This is a genomic window from Candidatus Accumulibacter contiguus (genome assembly GCF_012940005.1).
Taxonomy (GTDB): Bacteria; Pseudomonadota; Gammaproteobacteria; order Burkholderiales; family Rhodocyclaceae; genus Accumulibacter; species Accumulibacter contiguus.
Genome location: NZ_SPMX01000043.1, coordinates 47847 through 62725, shown reverse-complemented (window position 1 = coordinate 62725; position 14879 = coordinate 47847). Strand labels below are relative to the sequence as shown.

Below are 14879 nucleotides of genomic sequence, written 5' to 3'. Positions count from 1 at the left end.
CCTCGAACCTGCATCGGTCGATGACCCGCAGGCTCCGGTGCGCGTCGCCTGGCGCTATTTCTCCAACCGACTCGACCAGTTGGACTACCCCCGCGCACTTGCGCTGAATCTGCCCGTCGGCTCTGGCGAGGTCGAGAGTTCTCATCGCTACCTCGTGCAGGCCCGCCTCAAGCGCCCAGGGGCTTGGTGGCGTGCGGACATGGCTCAAGCCATGATCAACCTGCGTGTCATGCGACATAACCAGCTGTGGGAAACCTATTGGGAAAAGCGCTGGGCGGAGCCTCTACGCAGAGCGGCTTAAAACCGAGACTCCCCGTCCAACACTTTCGTTCGCACCCATCATTACGGGAGTGAGCGCCCGCCTTGCCTCTCCGATCCCTGTGCCTGTGGCAGGAAGGTGTTCGTACCGAACCGGGGGAACTCAGCCCGGTATCAGGAAGTCGCGGCTGATGCCGTCGCCAAGTTCGAAGATGCGATCCATGAAATCGGTCAGATACTCGTGCAGTCCACTGGCCAGTACATCTTCGATGCGCGCGAAATGCAGGCGGGCATGCAGCACCCCGGCCTTGCGCGCGGTCTCGGCCGAAGCGTTGTTGGCAATCAGTTGCAGCATGCGAACGATGCCGTCGGCGCAGGCATGCAGCGATCTCGGCAGATCCTCGCGAAGGATCAGCAAATCGGCCACCCGCCCCGGCGTGATGGCGTCACGGTAAACCTTGCGGTAGACCTGGAACGCTGACAGCGAGCGTAGCAGCGCACCCCCAGCGATAGAAATCGCTGGCCCCCTCGTCGTCATTCTGGCGCAGGATATGATATTGCATGTCGAGAATTCGCGCGGTGTTGTCCCCCCCGCTCAAGCAATCCGCCGAGGCGGATGAAGTGCAGTGCATCGTCCTTGAGCATGGTCCCGAAAGTCACGCCGCGCGTCACTGCCGAACGCAGCTTGACCCAGTCGAAGAACTCACTGACGCCGCGCGCGAGAATATGTTCGAAGTTCTGCTGCCGAAGTTCGATCCAGGTCGCGTTGACGCTCTCCCACATCTCGGCAGTCATGGTGCCACGAACGGCGTGCGCGTTTTCGCGCGCGGCGCGCAGGCAACTGAAGATCGACGAAGGATTGGCCGGGTCCGAAACCATGAAACGCAGGACGTTCTCGACGTTGACTTCGCGGTAGGTCTCCGCAAAAGCCGTCTCCAGGCTGTTCAGGGCGAGTATGGCGCGCCAGTTTTCGTTCCGCGAAGCAACGGATTGGGGTACCAGTGACATCTGGTAGGAGACATCGAGCAGACGCGCGAGGTTCTCGGCACGCTCGGTATAACGCGCCATCCAGTAAAGATGATCAGCTGTACGGCTCAACATTTCGGATCTCCCAGCATTTCTAGTTTTCGAGCACCCAGGTGTCCTTGGTTCCGCCACCCTGTGAGGAGTTCACCACCAGCGAGCCTTCGCGCAAGGCCACCCGGGTCAGGCCGCCCGGCACCATTCCGATACCGCGCTTGCCCGAGAGAACAAAGGGACGCAGGTCGAGGTGACGCGGAGCGATTCCAGCCTCGACGAAAGTCGGGCAGTTGGACAAGGCCAGCGTGGGCTGCGCAATGTACTTCTCCGGACAGGCAACGATGCGGGCGCGGAACTCTTCGATCTCGGATTTGCTCGACGCCGGCCCGACCAGCATGCCGTAGCCGCCGGCGCCATGCACTTCCTTGACCACCAGTTCCGGCAGATGCGCCAGCACGTATTTCAGGTCATCCGGCTTGCGCAGCATCCAGGTCGGGACATTGTTGAGCTTCGGTTCCTCGCCGAGGTAGAAGCGGATCATCTCCGGTACGTAAGGGTAGATCGACTTGTCATCGGCGACACCCGTGCCGATGGCATTGGCCAGCGTGACATGGCCGGCACGGTAGGCGGCAAGCAGTCCCGGAACGCCGAGCATCGAATCCTTGTTGAAGACCAGCGGATCCAGGAAGTCATCATCGAGACGTCGGTAGATGACATCGACCCGCTGCGGGCCCTGCGTGGTACGCATGAACACGGTTTCGTTTTTGACGAAGAGGTCTCTTCCTTCGACGAGTTCGACGCCCATCTGCTGCGCCAGGAAGGTATGTTCGAAGTAGGCGCTGTTGTAGGCTCCCGGTGTCAGCAACACGACGGTCGGATCGGTCACTCCTTTGGGCGCCACCGAGCGCAGGTTTTCCAGCAGCATGTCCGGGTAATGCTGGACCGGGGCAATCATCTGCTGCGAAAAAAGCTCGGGAAAGAGCCGCATCATCATCTTGCGGTCTTCGATCATGTACGAGACGCCCGATGGCACGCGCAGGTTGTCTTCGAGGACATAGGACTCGCCGGCCCCGGCACGCACGATATCGACTCCGGCGATGTGGGCGTAAATGCCCGACGGCACGTCGATGCCGATCATCTCGGGGCGAAACTGTGCGTTGTTCAGTACCTGCTCAGGCGGAATGCGGTTGGTCTTGAGGATCGCCTGCTCATGATAGATGTCGTGCAGGAAAGCATTTAGTGCTTGTACCCGCTGCCATAGTCCAGTCTGCAGCGACTGCCATTCAGCCGCCGGGATGATGCGCGGGATGATGTCGAAGGGAATCAGACGTTCGGTCCCGGATTCCTCGCCGTAGACGGCAAAAGTGATGCCGACGCGATGAAATGCGGTATCGGCCTCGACTCGCTTGCGCTCCAGGCGCTCGACCGGCATCGCTGCCAGCCACTCTGCAAATACCCGGTAATGGGGCCGCAGCGTGCCTGTCGAATCGTACATCTCGTTGTAGAAATCTGCGCTCATGATACTCACCACCAGTTAGGTCCCTAAAGTGTAAGCAGAAATCGTGCCAACAAATTGAAAGCACACAACAGCAAGCACCCGCAAGCTCGACGACTGTGTCTATGCCAACAAATGGTGCGACGCTACCAGAGAAGGCACTTGCTTGGTGCATCGCCGATGCGATTCGGATCGTGGCAGCATTCTTCGATCTTTCCGGATCAGGACGACAGCCATGTCGCGTCGTAGGCCTGAATCGATCATTGTAGTCTCGTCAGCGTCGCTCAGGCTGGCGATGGCAGGTTACGTCTGTTTACACCAGTGTAGAGCTGACGCGGACGCGCGATCTTGTATTCGGGATCGCCCAGCATTTCTTCCCACTGCGCCATCCATCCCGCGGTGCGGGCCAGTGCGAAGATGCAGGCGAACATCGAAGCCGGTATACCGAGGGCCTTCTGTACGATGGCCGAGTAGAAGTCCACGTTTGGGTAGAGTTTGTTCTCGACAAAATACGGATCTTCGAGCGCAGTTTTCTCCAGGGCTTTCGCCACCTGGAACAGAGGCTGATTCTCCAGCCCCAGTTCCTGTACCAATGCATCGCACACTTCGCGCAGTAGCCTGGTCCTTGGGTCGAAGTTGGTGTAGACAGGGTGGCCAAAGCCGATCCGCCGGAGACTGTCGTGATCATTGCGGGCGCGGGCGACGAACTCAGCAAGCCGTGCGACATCGCCGATCGCTTCGAGCATCGCCAGGCACGCCTCGCTGGCACCTGCATGTGCAGGGCCTGACAGGCAGGCAATCGCCGCGGCAACGCAGGCAAACGGGTTTGCGCCAGAGGAACCGGCCATTCGTACCGTCGAGGTTGCAGCATCCTGCCCATTCTCGGCATGCATGATGAACAGCCTGTCGAGCGCGCGCACCAGGAGCGGATTCGGCCGGTACGTTTCGCGCGGGGTGCCGAACATCATGTACAGGAAATTGGCGGTGTAGCTGAGATCGGGGCGCGGGCTCATGAATGGCTCGCCGATCGAGTACTTGTAGGCCATGGCGACAATCGTCGGCATGCGGGCCACAATGCGAAGGAAGCTGAGCTTGCGCCGCTCGGCGTCGGAGAAGTCGGCAGCGTCATGATGGAAAGCCGAGAAGGCGCCGACCACTCCAACCATCACCGCCATCGGACGGGCATCCCGACGAAAGCCCTGATAGAACTTGACCATCTGTTCATGTACCGAAGCCTGCTTGCGGATCGCGGACTCGAAGCATTGTTTCTGCGCGGCATTCGGCAGCTCGCCATTTTTCAGCAGATAAGCCACTTCGAGAAAGTCGCATTGTTCGGCAAGTTGTTCGATCGGGTATCCGTAATGGAGGAGTTCGCCCTTCTCGCCATCGATGAAGGTGATTTTCGACTTGCAACTGGCGGTCGACTCGAAACCCGAATCGTAGGCGAAGCGACCGCTCCTGCCACCCAGCGTACGAATGTCGAGACAATCGTTACCGTGGGTCGGCGTCAGGACTGCAACAGGCACAGGCGCCTCGCCGTGAATGCTCAGCGTGGCATTACGTCCGGTGATCATGGTATTCCTCCTCATCAGTTCTTCGATGGCATCAATTGCCGTGCAATGTGGCCGGCGGAACGGCCTGGGCAGCCCCCCACGGTCCCGATTCGCCTTGCCGCGCAAGGCGCACCGCCTTGGGGCCACGTTCGTCAATTTCGCACCGGCGCTGTGCTCGCCGCTGCTTGCGCTGCAACTCCCGTTGATCGTTTACGCCTGTCAGGCACCCAGAATGCGTTGCTGCCGGCGCGCAGCCTCAATCGATCACGCCTCGGCTACTCTGAGGCTAGCAAGAGGCATACCAGCCAGAATGCTGGTGCGCACGAATTTTGCTTGAGCTACCAGGTGTGCCCGAAGCTCGTCATCTGATCTCTCGGGAAGTACTTCGCCGTGCTGTGTCAGTCTCTTGACTGACACCTGCCGGCATCGTTGACAAGGCGGATAAAGATGAAGACACCAATGATTCTCCCCTGGCTGGCTGGCAGGGCCGGCGTGAGCGACAGCCGCGCCGAGGAACTGTGGCGGGTCGCCTGTCGTGAGGCAGCGCTGCTGACCGGGGAACGCGACAGTTCATCCTACTGGGGTATGGCGCAGCAGATCCTGCTGGCGCTGCTCGAACAGGAACGCTGGCAGGCGTATCCCCTGCTTGTCTGGCCCTGGCTGCTCATGCAGGGTGGGCTGCAGCGCTGGTCCATATTGACGCGGCGCTGGCTGCTGCCACTGCTGCGTGCTTGCCGGCCTCTGCAATCGGGCCGGCCGCGATGAAAGTAGAGACGGTGGCGCGCAGCGCCTTGATCTCGCGCCTGAAAACCCGCCTGCGGGATGGGCAGCGGCTGATCCGCGAGCGATTCCTTGCCGGGGGCGACGCCACTCGCCTGCTGCACGAACGCTGCCAGCTGGTCGACGAAGTGCTGTGCGAACTCTGGAGCGATCTTGCATTGCCGGCTTCGCTGGCGTTGATTGCGGTGGGCGGCTACGGACGCGGCGAACTTTACCCGGCCTCCGATGTCGATCTGCTGATCCTGCTGCCGGAGCAAGCGGACGACGTGCTGACCACTCGGATCGAACAACTGATCTGCGTATTCTGGGATGTCGGGCTGGAAACCGGCCACAGCGTGCGCACCATCGAGCAGTGTCTGGAGGAAGCTGCCGGCGACATCACGGTGCAGACGGCGATGATCGAAGCTCGCCTGTTGGTTGGCAGTGGCAGCCTGTTTCAGGGCTTGTCATCACTCATCCGGGGCAGTCTGGACGCACAGGCCTTCTTCCAGAGCAAGCGCATCCAGCAGGAGGACCGGCATCAGCGCTTCAGCGACACTCCTTACAGTCTCGAGGCGAACTGCAAGGAAGGGCCAGGCGGGTTGCGCGATCTGCAACTCATCCTGTGGATTGCACAGGCAGCAGGCTTTGGCAAGTGCTGGAAGGACCTCGAACAACGCGGCTTCATCACCGAAGAAGAGGAAGAGCTTCTCAGCGCCTGCGAGGCCTTTCTGTGCCGCCTGCGCATTCACTTGCACCTGCACGCCGGACGCCGAGAAGATCGCCTGCTCTTCGAGTACCAGACCGCCCTGGCCGAACAGCTCGGGTTCGCCGCCACAGCCAACCTTCGCTCCAGCGAGCGCCTGATGCAGAAATACTACCGGACCGCCAAAACGGTGACCCAGATCAATGCGATCGTCCTGCAGAATATCGGCGCAGCTTTGTTCCCCCCGCCGGAAGAGCCGCCGCAAAGGATCAACGAACGCTTCCAGAATGCGCACGAGTTTCTCGACGTGGTGCACGAGGACGTGTTCAAGCAAACCCCCGGTGCCATCCTCGAAGCCTTTCTGCTGCTCCAGAAACATGCCGAGTTGAAGGGAATGAGCGCGCGCACGCAGCGCGCCCTGTGGCGAGCACGCAAACTGATCGACGATGATTTCCGCAGCAACCTGGACAACCGTGCACTTTTTCTGCAGATCTTCAAGCAGGAACGCCATCTGGTCCAGGAGTTCCGGCGCATGAACCAACTGGGCATCCTCGGTCGCTATCTGCCCAGTTTCGGACGCATCGTCGGGCAGATGCAGCATGACCTGTTCCACGTCTACACCGTCGATCAGCATATCCTGCAGGTCGTGCGCCGCTTGCGCCGCTTCTCGATGGAGGAGTTCGCGCACGAGTATCCTTTCTGCAGCCGTCTGATCAGCGACCTCGGCAATCCCTGGATCCTCTACATTGCGGCTCTGTTTCACGACATCGCCAAGGGGCGCGGCGGCGATCACTCGGAACTCGGCGCGGTCGATGCGCGGGAATTCTGCGAACAGCACGGCCTGGCTGCAGAAGATACCGAACTCATTGTCTGGCTGGTTCGCCAGCACCTGCTGATGTCCAGGATCGCGCAGAAGCAGGACATCTCCGACCCTGGCGTAGTTGCCCAATTCGCCAGCATCGTCGGTGACGAACGGCACTTGATCGCACTCTACCTGTTGACCGTCGCCGACATCCGCGGAACCAGTCCGAAGGTCTGGAATGCCTGGAAGGGACAATTACTCGAGCAACTGTTCCAGGCCACCCGGCGCTTCCTGCTCTCGGGTGACGAAACGCTGATGACGCAGGGCGTCATCGCGCAGCGTCAGCAGGAGGCATTGCGTCTGATGCGCTATCTCGCGCTTCCCGAGGCTGCGCATGAGCGCCTGTGGAAACAACTCGATACGGTGTATTTTCTGCGTCAATCGGCCGAGGAAATCGCCTGGCACGCGCGCGCGCTGCACGAACGTATCGAGGCCGACCGACCGGTGGTCGTGGCCCGCCTGAATCCGTTTGGCGAGGGGCTGGAAGTGATGGTCTACACGCACGATCAGGCAGACCTCTTCGTGCGTATGGTTGGCTTCTTCAGTCGCGCCGGTTACAGCATCGTCGACGCCAAGATCCACACCACGCAGCATGGCTACGCGCTCGACACTTTCATACTGCTCGACGTTTCCGATCGCGACAGTGACCGCGCGATGATCAGTTATATCGAGCACGAACTCGGAGATCGGCTGGCTCACCAGGCGCCACTGGACGTCCCCGCCAACGGACGCATCTCGCGGCAGGTGAAACATTTCCCGATTCAAACGCTGGTGAGTATCCAGCCGCTGGTCAGCCTCGAAGCCGACGAAACCGGCAAATTGTTCGTGCTCACCGTCGTTGCCGCCGATCGTCCCGGCCTGCTGTTCGTCATTGCCAGCGAACTGGCCAGACATCGGGCCAATCTGCACACCGCCAAGATCGCCACACTTGGCGAGCGGGTCGAGGATACTTTCCTGATCAGCGGCGGACATCTCGAGGAAAGCGCCGGCCGTGTTAAATTGGAAACCGACTTGCTGCAGCACCTGCAGGGCTGAGTTGGCCAGAGGCATCGCGACTGCGCGCAAGCTTGCGCCGTAGCGCGCCTGGAGGATGCCAATAAATGGTGCGATTCTTGCTTGTAAATTCTGATCTTTTGTCCCGGAGCTGACCGTGTCCATACATGTTGCCCTGAATCATCTTACACACTATCGCTACGACCGCCTGATCGATCTGTCTCCGCAGGTCGTTCGGCTGCGCCCGGCACCGCATTCGCGCACCCCGGTCCTCAGCTACTCGCTGAAGGTCAGTCCCGCACAGCATTTCATCAACTGGCAGCAGGATCCGCAGGCGAATTACCTGGCGCGCCTGGTATTCCCGGAGAAGACGCGCGAGTTTTGCGTTGAAGTCGATCTGGTGGTCAACATGTCGGTGATCAATCCGTTCGATTTCTTTCCTGAACCCTATGCGACGACCTTTCCTTTCAAATACGAAGCGTGGCAACAGGAAGAACTCGAACCCTATCTGCACCGTTTGCCGCTGACGCCGCTGCTGCGTAGTTTCCTGGAGACGGTTCCCTCCGAGCCGCGCGCCAGCGTCGATTTTCTGGTCGACCTGAACCGGCAGGTGCAGCGAGCAGTGGGTTACGTCATCCGTCTCGAGCCCGGCGTGCAGACGCCCGAGGAAACCCTCGAACTGGCGCGTGGCTCTTGCCGTGACTCCGCCTGGTTACTGGTGCAGGTGCTGCGCCATCTCGGCCTGGCGGCGCGCTTCGTTTCGGGTTACCTGATTCAGCTGGTGCCCGACGTCAAATCGCTGGATGGTCCATCGGGAACCGACCATGACTTCACCGACCTGCACGCCTGGTGCGAGGTGTACCTGCCGGGCGCCGGCTGGATCGGCCTCGATCCGACCTCGGGCCTGTTCGCCGGGGAAGGGCACATTCCGCTGGCGTGTTCGCCGCAACCGTCTTCGGCGGCACCGATCACGGGCTTCACCGAGGCCTGTGAATGCGAGTTCGAGCACCACATGAAAATCGAGCGCGTCTGGGAAGCGCCCAGGGTCACCAAGCCCTATGACGAAGCACAATGGTCGGCGATCGAAGCGCTCGGCCATCAGATCGACGCGGATCTGGTCAGTGCCGACGTGCGCCTGACGATGGGCGGCGAACCGACTTTCGTCTCGATTGACGACCACGACGGCGCCGAATGGAACATCGACGCGCTCGGGCCGACCAAACGCCTGCGCGCCGCGGAAATCTTTCAGCGCCTGCGTGCGCGGTACGCGCCGCAGGGTTTGCAGCATTTCGGGCAAGGCAAATGGTATCCTGGCGAACAGTTGCCGCGCTGGTCGCTGAACTGCTTCTGGCGGCGTGATGGCCAGCCGGTGTGGAACAATCCGGCGCTGTATGCCGACGAAACCCGCGACTACGGTGCCGACGAAGTTCTTGCCGGGCGCTTCCTGATCAAACTCGCCGAGTTGCTAACGCTCGACCCGAAGCATGTATTCCCGGCCTTCGAAGATGTGTACTATTACCTCTGGCGCGAACATCGCCTGCCGGTCAACGTCGATCCCTTCAATGCCCGCCTCGACGACCCGATTGAACGCGACCGTCTGGCGAAGGTTTTTCGTCAGGGGCTCGACAAGGTGGTCGGCTATGTCCTGCCGCTCAAGCGCCGGCCGCAGGGTGGCTGGCAAAGCGGGCCATGGTTCCTGCGCGCGGGTCGTTGCTATCTGGTGCCGGGCGATTCGCCAATCGGCTACCGCCTGCCGCTGGACTCGCAACCCTGGGTGGCCAAATCCGACTATCCGTACATTCATTCTCCCGATCCTACGCAACGCTTTTCACCGCTACCCGACCATGCAGATATGCAGGCACGCTATGCGGTCAGCCACAGTGAGAGCCTGAGCGCCGAAGCCGCCGCGGTCACCAGCGAACACTTTTCCGAGCAGGCGCTCGACCGTGCCGCCGAGTCGCTGGCGCATGCTGCCGGGGATGCTGGCGAGCCAGGAAGCCTGTCGCCGGCATTGGTCACGCGCACCTCCTTGTCGACGCAGGCACGCAATGGCGTGTTGTATATCTTCATGCCGCCGACCGAGACGCTCGATGACTACCTCGAACTGGTGACCGCGGTCGAGGCCACGGCCGCGGCACTGGCCACACCGGTCATCGTCGAAGGGTACGAGCCGCCGTCGGATCCGCGCCTGACCAACTTCCGGGTGACGCCCGATCCCGGGGTGATCGAAGTCAACATTCAGCCGTCAGCAAACTGGGATGAACTCGTCGAAAGGACGACACATCTCTATGAAGCTGCGCATCTGTCGCGTCTCTGTACGGAAAAGTTCATGCTCGACGGTCGCCACACCGGCACCGGCGGTGGCAACCACTTCGTCTTCGGTGGTGCCAGCGTCCTCGACTCGCCTTTCCTGCGCCGCCCGGACCTGTTGCGCAGCCTGATCAGTTACTGGCATAACCACCCATCGCTGTCCTATCTTTTCTCGGGCCTGTTCATCGGCCCGACCAGTCAGTCGCCGCGAGTCGACGAGGCGCGCAACGATTCGGTCTATGAACTGGAGATCGCCTTCAGCCAGTTCCCGCAACCGACTGCCGAAGGGGCGGAGTGCATCGCCCCCTGGATCATCGACCGCGTGCTGCGCAATCTGTTGATCGACTCGACGGGCAATACGCACCGCGCGGAGTTCTGCATCGACAAGCTGTACTCTCCCGATGGCCCCACCGGTCGCCTCGGTCTGCTGGAAATGCGCGCTTTCGAAATGCCACCGCACGCGCGCATGTCGCTGGCCCAGCAGCTACTGCTGCGGGCGCTGATCGCCCGCTTCTGGCGTACCCCCTACGCGCCGGAGCGCCTGGTGCGCTGGGGAACCGAACTGCACGACCGCTTCATGCTGCCGCACTTCGTGCAACAGGATTTCGAAGACGTGCTCAGTGAATTGCGCGGCGCCGGTTATGCACTTGAAAGCGCGTGGTTTGCGCCGCATTTCGAGTTCCGTTTTCCGTTGCACGGCCGCATCACGGCGCTGGGCATCGAGCTGGAACTGCGGCATGCCCTCGAACCCTGGCATGTGATGGGCGAGCAGGGGGCAGTCGGTGCCACCGTGCGCTACGTCGACTCCTCGCTGGAACGGGTGCAGCTCAAGGTGACCGGCATGGCCAGTGATCGTTATGTGATCGGCTGCAACGGCCGCGCCTTGCCGATGCGCTCGACCGGCAAGCCGGGTGAGTTTGTGGCCGGCGTGCGTTACCGGGCCTGGCATCCGCCATCGGCGCTGCATCCGACGATTGGTGTGCACGCGCCACTGGTTTTCGACCTCGTCGATACCTGGATGAAGCGCTCGCTCGGGGGTTGCCAGTATCACGTCGAACACCCCGGTGGACGCAACCCCGACCGCTACCCGGTCAACGCCAACGAGGCGGAAGGTCGCCGTCTGGCGCGCTTCACGCCATTTGGCCACACGCCTGGTGAAATCGATATACAGCCCGCACCAATCAATACCGGCTTCCCGTTTACGTTAGACTTGCGGCGATCCTGAAACTACTCGGCGCAGGAGCAAGCACTCCTGCGCTTTTTTTCATGCCGCAATCCCTGCTTTCCAGTTACCAGAAGAAAACCGACCGTTTCGACGAAATGCTCGCCGAGGACGGTAGTGTTCGCCCGGCGTGGCAACCGTTCCTTGCCCACCTCGATGCGGCAACACCCGAGCAGATGCGCCACCGGGTCGATTACGTACGCCGGCGCATTCTCGAAAATGGCGTCACCTATAATGTCTATGCCGACCTGAAGGGCGCCGATCGGCCATGGGAGCTCGATCCTTTGCCGTTGATCCTGTCAACCGGCGAGTGGCAGGAACTGACCAGCGCCGTGACGCAGCGCGCGCGCCTGCTCAACGCCGTGCTCAAGGATCTGTATGGTCCGCAGGAGTTGCTGAAGAACGGCAGCCTGCCGCCGGCACTGGTCTTTGGCCACAACAATTTTCTCTGGCCATGCCAGGGGGTCAGACCGGCTGGTGATATCTACCTGCATCTTTGCGCCGTTGACCTCGCACGTTCGCCTGACGGCCGCTGGTGGGTAATCGCCGACCGCACGCAGGCGCCTTCGGGTGCGGGTTACGCGCTCGAAAACCGGACCATCATTGGCCGCGTCTTTCCCGAACAGTTCCGCGACCTGCATGTCCAGCATCTCGCTTCCTTCTTCCGCCAACTCCAGGACAGTCTCGCCTACTGGGCAGCGCCGGCCAGCGAGGCGCCGCTGATCGTTCTCCTGACCCCGGGGCCCTACAACGAAACCTACTTTGAACACGCCTATCTGGCGCGCTATCTCGGTTTCCCGCTGGTCGAGGGACATGATCTGACGGTGCGCGGTGACTGCGTCTACATGCGCACGCTCAGTGGCCTGCGCCGCGTGCATGCGATTCTGCGCCGGCTTGACGATGACTACTGCGATCCACTCGAACTGCGCGGCAATTCGGCACTCGGCGTGCCGGGACTCTTGCAGGCCGTGCGTGCCGGCAAGGTGCTGGTCGCCAATGCCCTTGGCAGCGGCCTGCTCGAATCCGCGGCACTGCCGGGATTTCTGCCCGGCGCCTGCGAAAAGCTGCTCGGTGAGCCGCTGGCAATGCCTTCCGTAGCCACCTGGTGGTGCGGCGAGCAGGCGGCGCTCGAGTTCACCATCGAGCACCTCGACAAACTGGTGATCAAGGGCTCGTATCCCTCACAGCGTTTCGATCCGGTCTTTGGTAACGAACTGATCGGCAGCCCGCGCGAAGAAATGATCGCCCGCCTGAAGACGCGGCCACAGGCCTATGTCGCCCAGGAACTGGTCAATTTTTCCGAGGCGCCGACCTGGAGTACCCGCCATGACCGTCATCTGCTGCCGCGCGGTGTGGGCCTGCGCGTCTTTGTCGCCGCCACCCCGAGCGGCTACGTGGTGATGCCGGGTGGCCTGACGCGCGTCTCTGCGGCTTCCAATGCGCGGGTCATCTCGATGCAGCGCGGCGGCTCGAGCAAGGACACCTGGGTATTGACCGACCAGGCGGTCAATACCTTCAGCCTGCTCAAGCACTCGGTCGGCAAAGCCGACCTGGTGCGCGGCGGTCGCAACCTGTCGTCGCGAGTGGTCGAGAACCTGTACTGGTTCGGCCGTTACGCCGAACGAACCGACAAGACCTCGCGCCTCCTGCGCGTCGCGCTGTCACGTCTGGTGGATACCGGCGCCGACATTCTGCCGGCACTGACCTCGGCTTTCGACCTCTGCCGTGCCCTGCAGTTGTTGCCGGCCGTCAGCGAAGCCGAGACGGGCAGTCCTACAAAGATCGGCCCGCCAGCGCCCGAGCTGTCACTCGAAGCGCAACTGCTTGCCGCAGTTTGTGGCAAGGAATCGGGCGAGGGCCTCGCGGGCGACATTCGCCGCCTGCTGTGGGTCGCCACGCAGGTACGCGAGCGTTTCTCGCTCGACAACTGGCATGCGATCAATCGTCTGCAACAACAGTTGCAACGCTACGCCAAGACCGTGGCCGAAGTCGGCCAACCCGAGCTCAGCGAGGTGCTCGCCTTCCTCGACCAGGTTCTGCTCGTTTCCTCCTCGCTGGCCGGTTTTGCGATGGACAACATGACCCGTGACGACGGCTGGCGTTTTCTGATCATCGGCAGGCGGATCGAAAGACTCGTTTTCCTCGCCAACACCGTCGCGCAGTTCCTGCTCCTGGACTCGACACGTGCTGCCGGCAGCCTGGAATGGCTGCTCGAACTGACCGACAGCATCATCACCTACCGTTCGCGCTACATGACCCAGCCACAGGTCCTGCCGACGCTCGACCTGATCGTCTTCGACGAAGGCAACCCGCATTCGGTGGCCTTCCAATTGCAAATCCTCGTCCGTTACCTCGACAACCTGACGCGCCTGCTCGGCGGTCCGCGTGACCAGGCCCTGCGCCAAGAGCTGGCGCGCCTGCAAGGCTTCGACCTCGGGCGTTTCGAGGGGCAGAGCTTCAGCGAGTGTCGTGCCTGCGATCCCTGCCTCGCGCTGGCAGCGATCCTCGGCGAGGTTTCACTCGCCGCGGCAACGCTTTCGGACCGCCTGGCGATGCGCTATTTCAGTCATGTCAGCGACGTCAGTCGGCCCACCCTCACCTCGTGATCGCCGTGAACCCGAGCGCCGCCCGCTATCACATTGTTCACGAGACGATCTACAGCTACGACAGCCCGGTGTCGCTGTCGCGCCAGCTCCTGCATCTGACGCCGCGCGAATGTGCCTGGCAGCGCTGTCTGGCGCATCAGATCAGCGTGGCTCCGGAAGTAACCACTGCGCGTGAGCGCCATGATTGCTTCGGCAATCCGGTGCGGGAGCTGACGATCGAATTTCCGCACGACAGCCTCAGCGTCCGCGCCGAGAGCACCATCGAGGTATTGCCGCACTTGCCGGTTGACGCACTCACTGTCCTGATGGGCGGCGCGACCACGAATGCTGGCGAAGCCAGGCCGCCGCAACCAGCATCATCACCCCGCTACCTGCGCGCTTCGCCGGCGTGGGAAACGGTGCGAGACGCACTTGCCTACGGTTCTCGTCCCGTCCTGCTCGACGCCAGCTGTTTCCAGTTCGAATCGCCCTATGTGCGCGTCAAGCGCGAGTTTGCCGCTTATGCCAGACCCTGCTTCACCCCTGGCCGGCCGGTACTGGAAGCGGTGCAGGCGCTGATGAGCCGCATCTACAACGAGTTCGAGTTCGACCCCGAGGCAACGACCGTCGCTACCCCGGTTCTCGAGGTGCTGGCCGAAAAGCGTGGCGTTTGTCAGGACTTCGCGCACCTGATGCTGTCCTGCCTGCGTTCGCAGGGCCTCGCCGCGCGTTACGTCAGCGGCTACCTGCTCACCCATCCGCCACCAGGGAAGCCGCGCATGGTCGGCGCCGACGCTTCGCACGCCTGGGTTTCGGTGTATTGCCCGGGACTCGAAGGCGGGCGCTGGGTGGACTTCGATCCGACCAACAACCTGTTGCCCGACACGCAGCACATCACGCTCGCCTGGGGGCGCGATTTTTCCGACGTCTCCCCGCTGCGCGGCGTCATTCTCGGTGGTGACGCGCACGAACTCGACGTTGCCGTCACCGTCACCCCGGTCAGCGAAACCTGCGCTGAGGCGGCTGCCGTCAATGCGAGCCAGCCGTAGGCAGGCATGCTCTGGTTGAACGGTAATGCCGCTCCCGCTGGTAAACCAGCAGCCTGGCAAAAACCTG

Annotated in this window: 7 protein-coding genes and 2 pseudogenes; 6 read left to right on the top strand and 3 right to left on the bottom strand. The window is 61.9% G+C overall.

Annotated features, from left to right (window positions below):
- Nucleotides 1-301: pseudogene (locus tag E4Q08_RS15250) on the top strand (hypothetical protein); the annotation flags it as partial.
- Nucleotides 302-421: 120 nt separating this feature from the next.
- Here E4Q08_RS15250 and E4Q08_RS15245 read toward each other — a convergent pair.
- From E4Q08_RS15245 to gltA, 3 genes and pseudogenes are all read right to left on the bottom strand, one after another.
- Nucleotides 422-1359 (bottom strand): annotated as a pseudogene (locus tag E4Q08_RS15245) (alpha-E domain-containing protein).
- A gap of 19 nt (nt 1360-1378) precedes the next feature.
- A complete protein-coding gene (locus tag E4Q08_RS15240; RefSeq protein WP_211203447.1) occupies nt 1379-2797 on the bottom strand; it encodes a circularly permuted type 2 ATP-grasp protein in 1419 nt (472 codons plus the stop codon).
- A gap of 260 nt (nt 2798-3057) precedes the next feature.
- Complete coding sequence (gltA, locus tag E4Q08_RS15235; RefSeq protein WP_169071012.1) at nt 3058-4347, bottom strand: citrate synthase; 1290 nt, start codon at nt 4345-4347, stop codon at nt 3058-3060.
- A 426-nt stretch (nt 4348-4773) separates the two neighbouring features.
- On the opposite strand from gltA, the gene E4Q08_RS15230 reads away from it, so the two are divergent.
- The 5 genes from E4Q08_RS15230 (at nt 4774) to E4Q08_RS15210 (ending at nt 14812) form a co-directional block, all read left to right on the top strand.
- Nucleotides 4774-5091, top strand: a complete 318-nt coding sequence (locus tag E4Q08_RS15230) for a hypothetical protein (protein WP_169071011.1) — start codon at nt 4774-4776, stop codon at nt 5089-5091.
- Nucleotides 5088-7688 carry a [protein-PII] uridylyltransferase gene (locus E4Q08_RS15225; protein WP_169071010.1) on the top strand — a complete coding sequence of 867 codons (2601 nt, stop codon included), beginning with the start codon at nt 5088-5090 and terminating at the stop codon, nt 7686-7688. Before E4Q08_RS15230 ends, E4Q08_RS15225 begins: the two co-directional genes overlap by 4 nt.
- A 115-nt stretch (nt 7689-7803) precedes the next feature.
- Nucleotides 7804-11181 carry a transglutaminase family protein gene (locus tag E4Q08_RS15220; RefSeq protein WP_169071009.1) on the top strand — a complete coding sequence of 1126 codons (3378 nt, stop codon included), beginning with the start codon at nt 7804-7806 and terminating at the stop codon, nt 11179-11181.
- A 41-nt stretch (nt 11182-11222) separates the two neighbouring features.
- On the top strand, nt 11223-13784 hold the full coding sequence (locus tag E4Q08_RS15215; protein ID WP_169071008.1) for a circularly permuted type 2 ATP-grasp protein: 2562 nt from the start codon (nt 11223-11225) through the stop codon (nt 13782-13784).
- A gap of 5 nt (nt 13785-13789) precedes the next feature.
- On the top strand, nt 13790-14812 hold the full coding sequence (locus E4Q08_RS15210; protein ID WP_034909505.1) for a transglutaminase family protein: 1023 nt from the start codon (nt 13790-13792) through the stop codon (nt 14810-14812).
- The last annotated feature ends 67 nt before the right edge of the window (nt 14813-14879 follow it).

Bases quoted from the DNA above. Each gene is read 5' to 3' on its own strand.
- E4Q08_RS15240 (WP_211203447.1), bottom strand. From the start codon at position 2,797: ATGAGCGCAGATTTCTACAACGAGATGTACGATTCGACAGGCACGCTG.
- gltA (WP_169071012.1), bottom strand. From the start codon at position 4,347: ATGATCACCGGACGTAATGCCACGCTGAGCATTCACGGCGAGGCGCCT.
- E4Q08_RS15230 (WP_169071011.1), top strand. From the start codon at position 4,774: ATGAAGACACCAATGATTCTCCCCTGGCTGGCTGGCAGGGCCGGCGTG.
- E4Q08_RS15225 (WP_169071010.1), top strand. From the start codon at position 5,088: ATGAAAGTAGAGACGGTGGCGCGCAGCGCCTTGATCTCGCGCCTGAAA.
- E4Q08_RS15215 (WP_169071008.1), top strand. From the start codon at position 11,223: ATGCCGCAATCCCTGCTTTCCAGTTACCAGAAGAAAACCGACCGTTTC.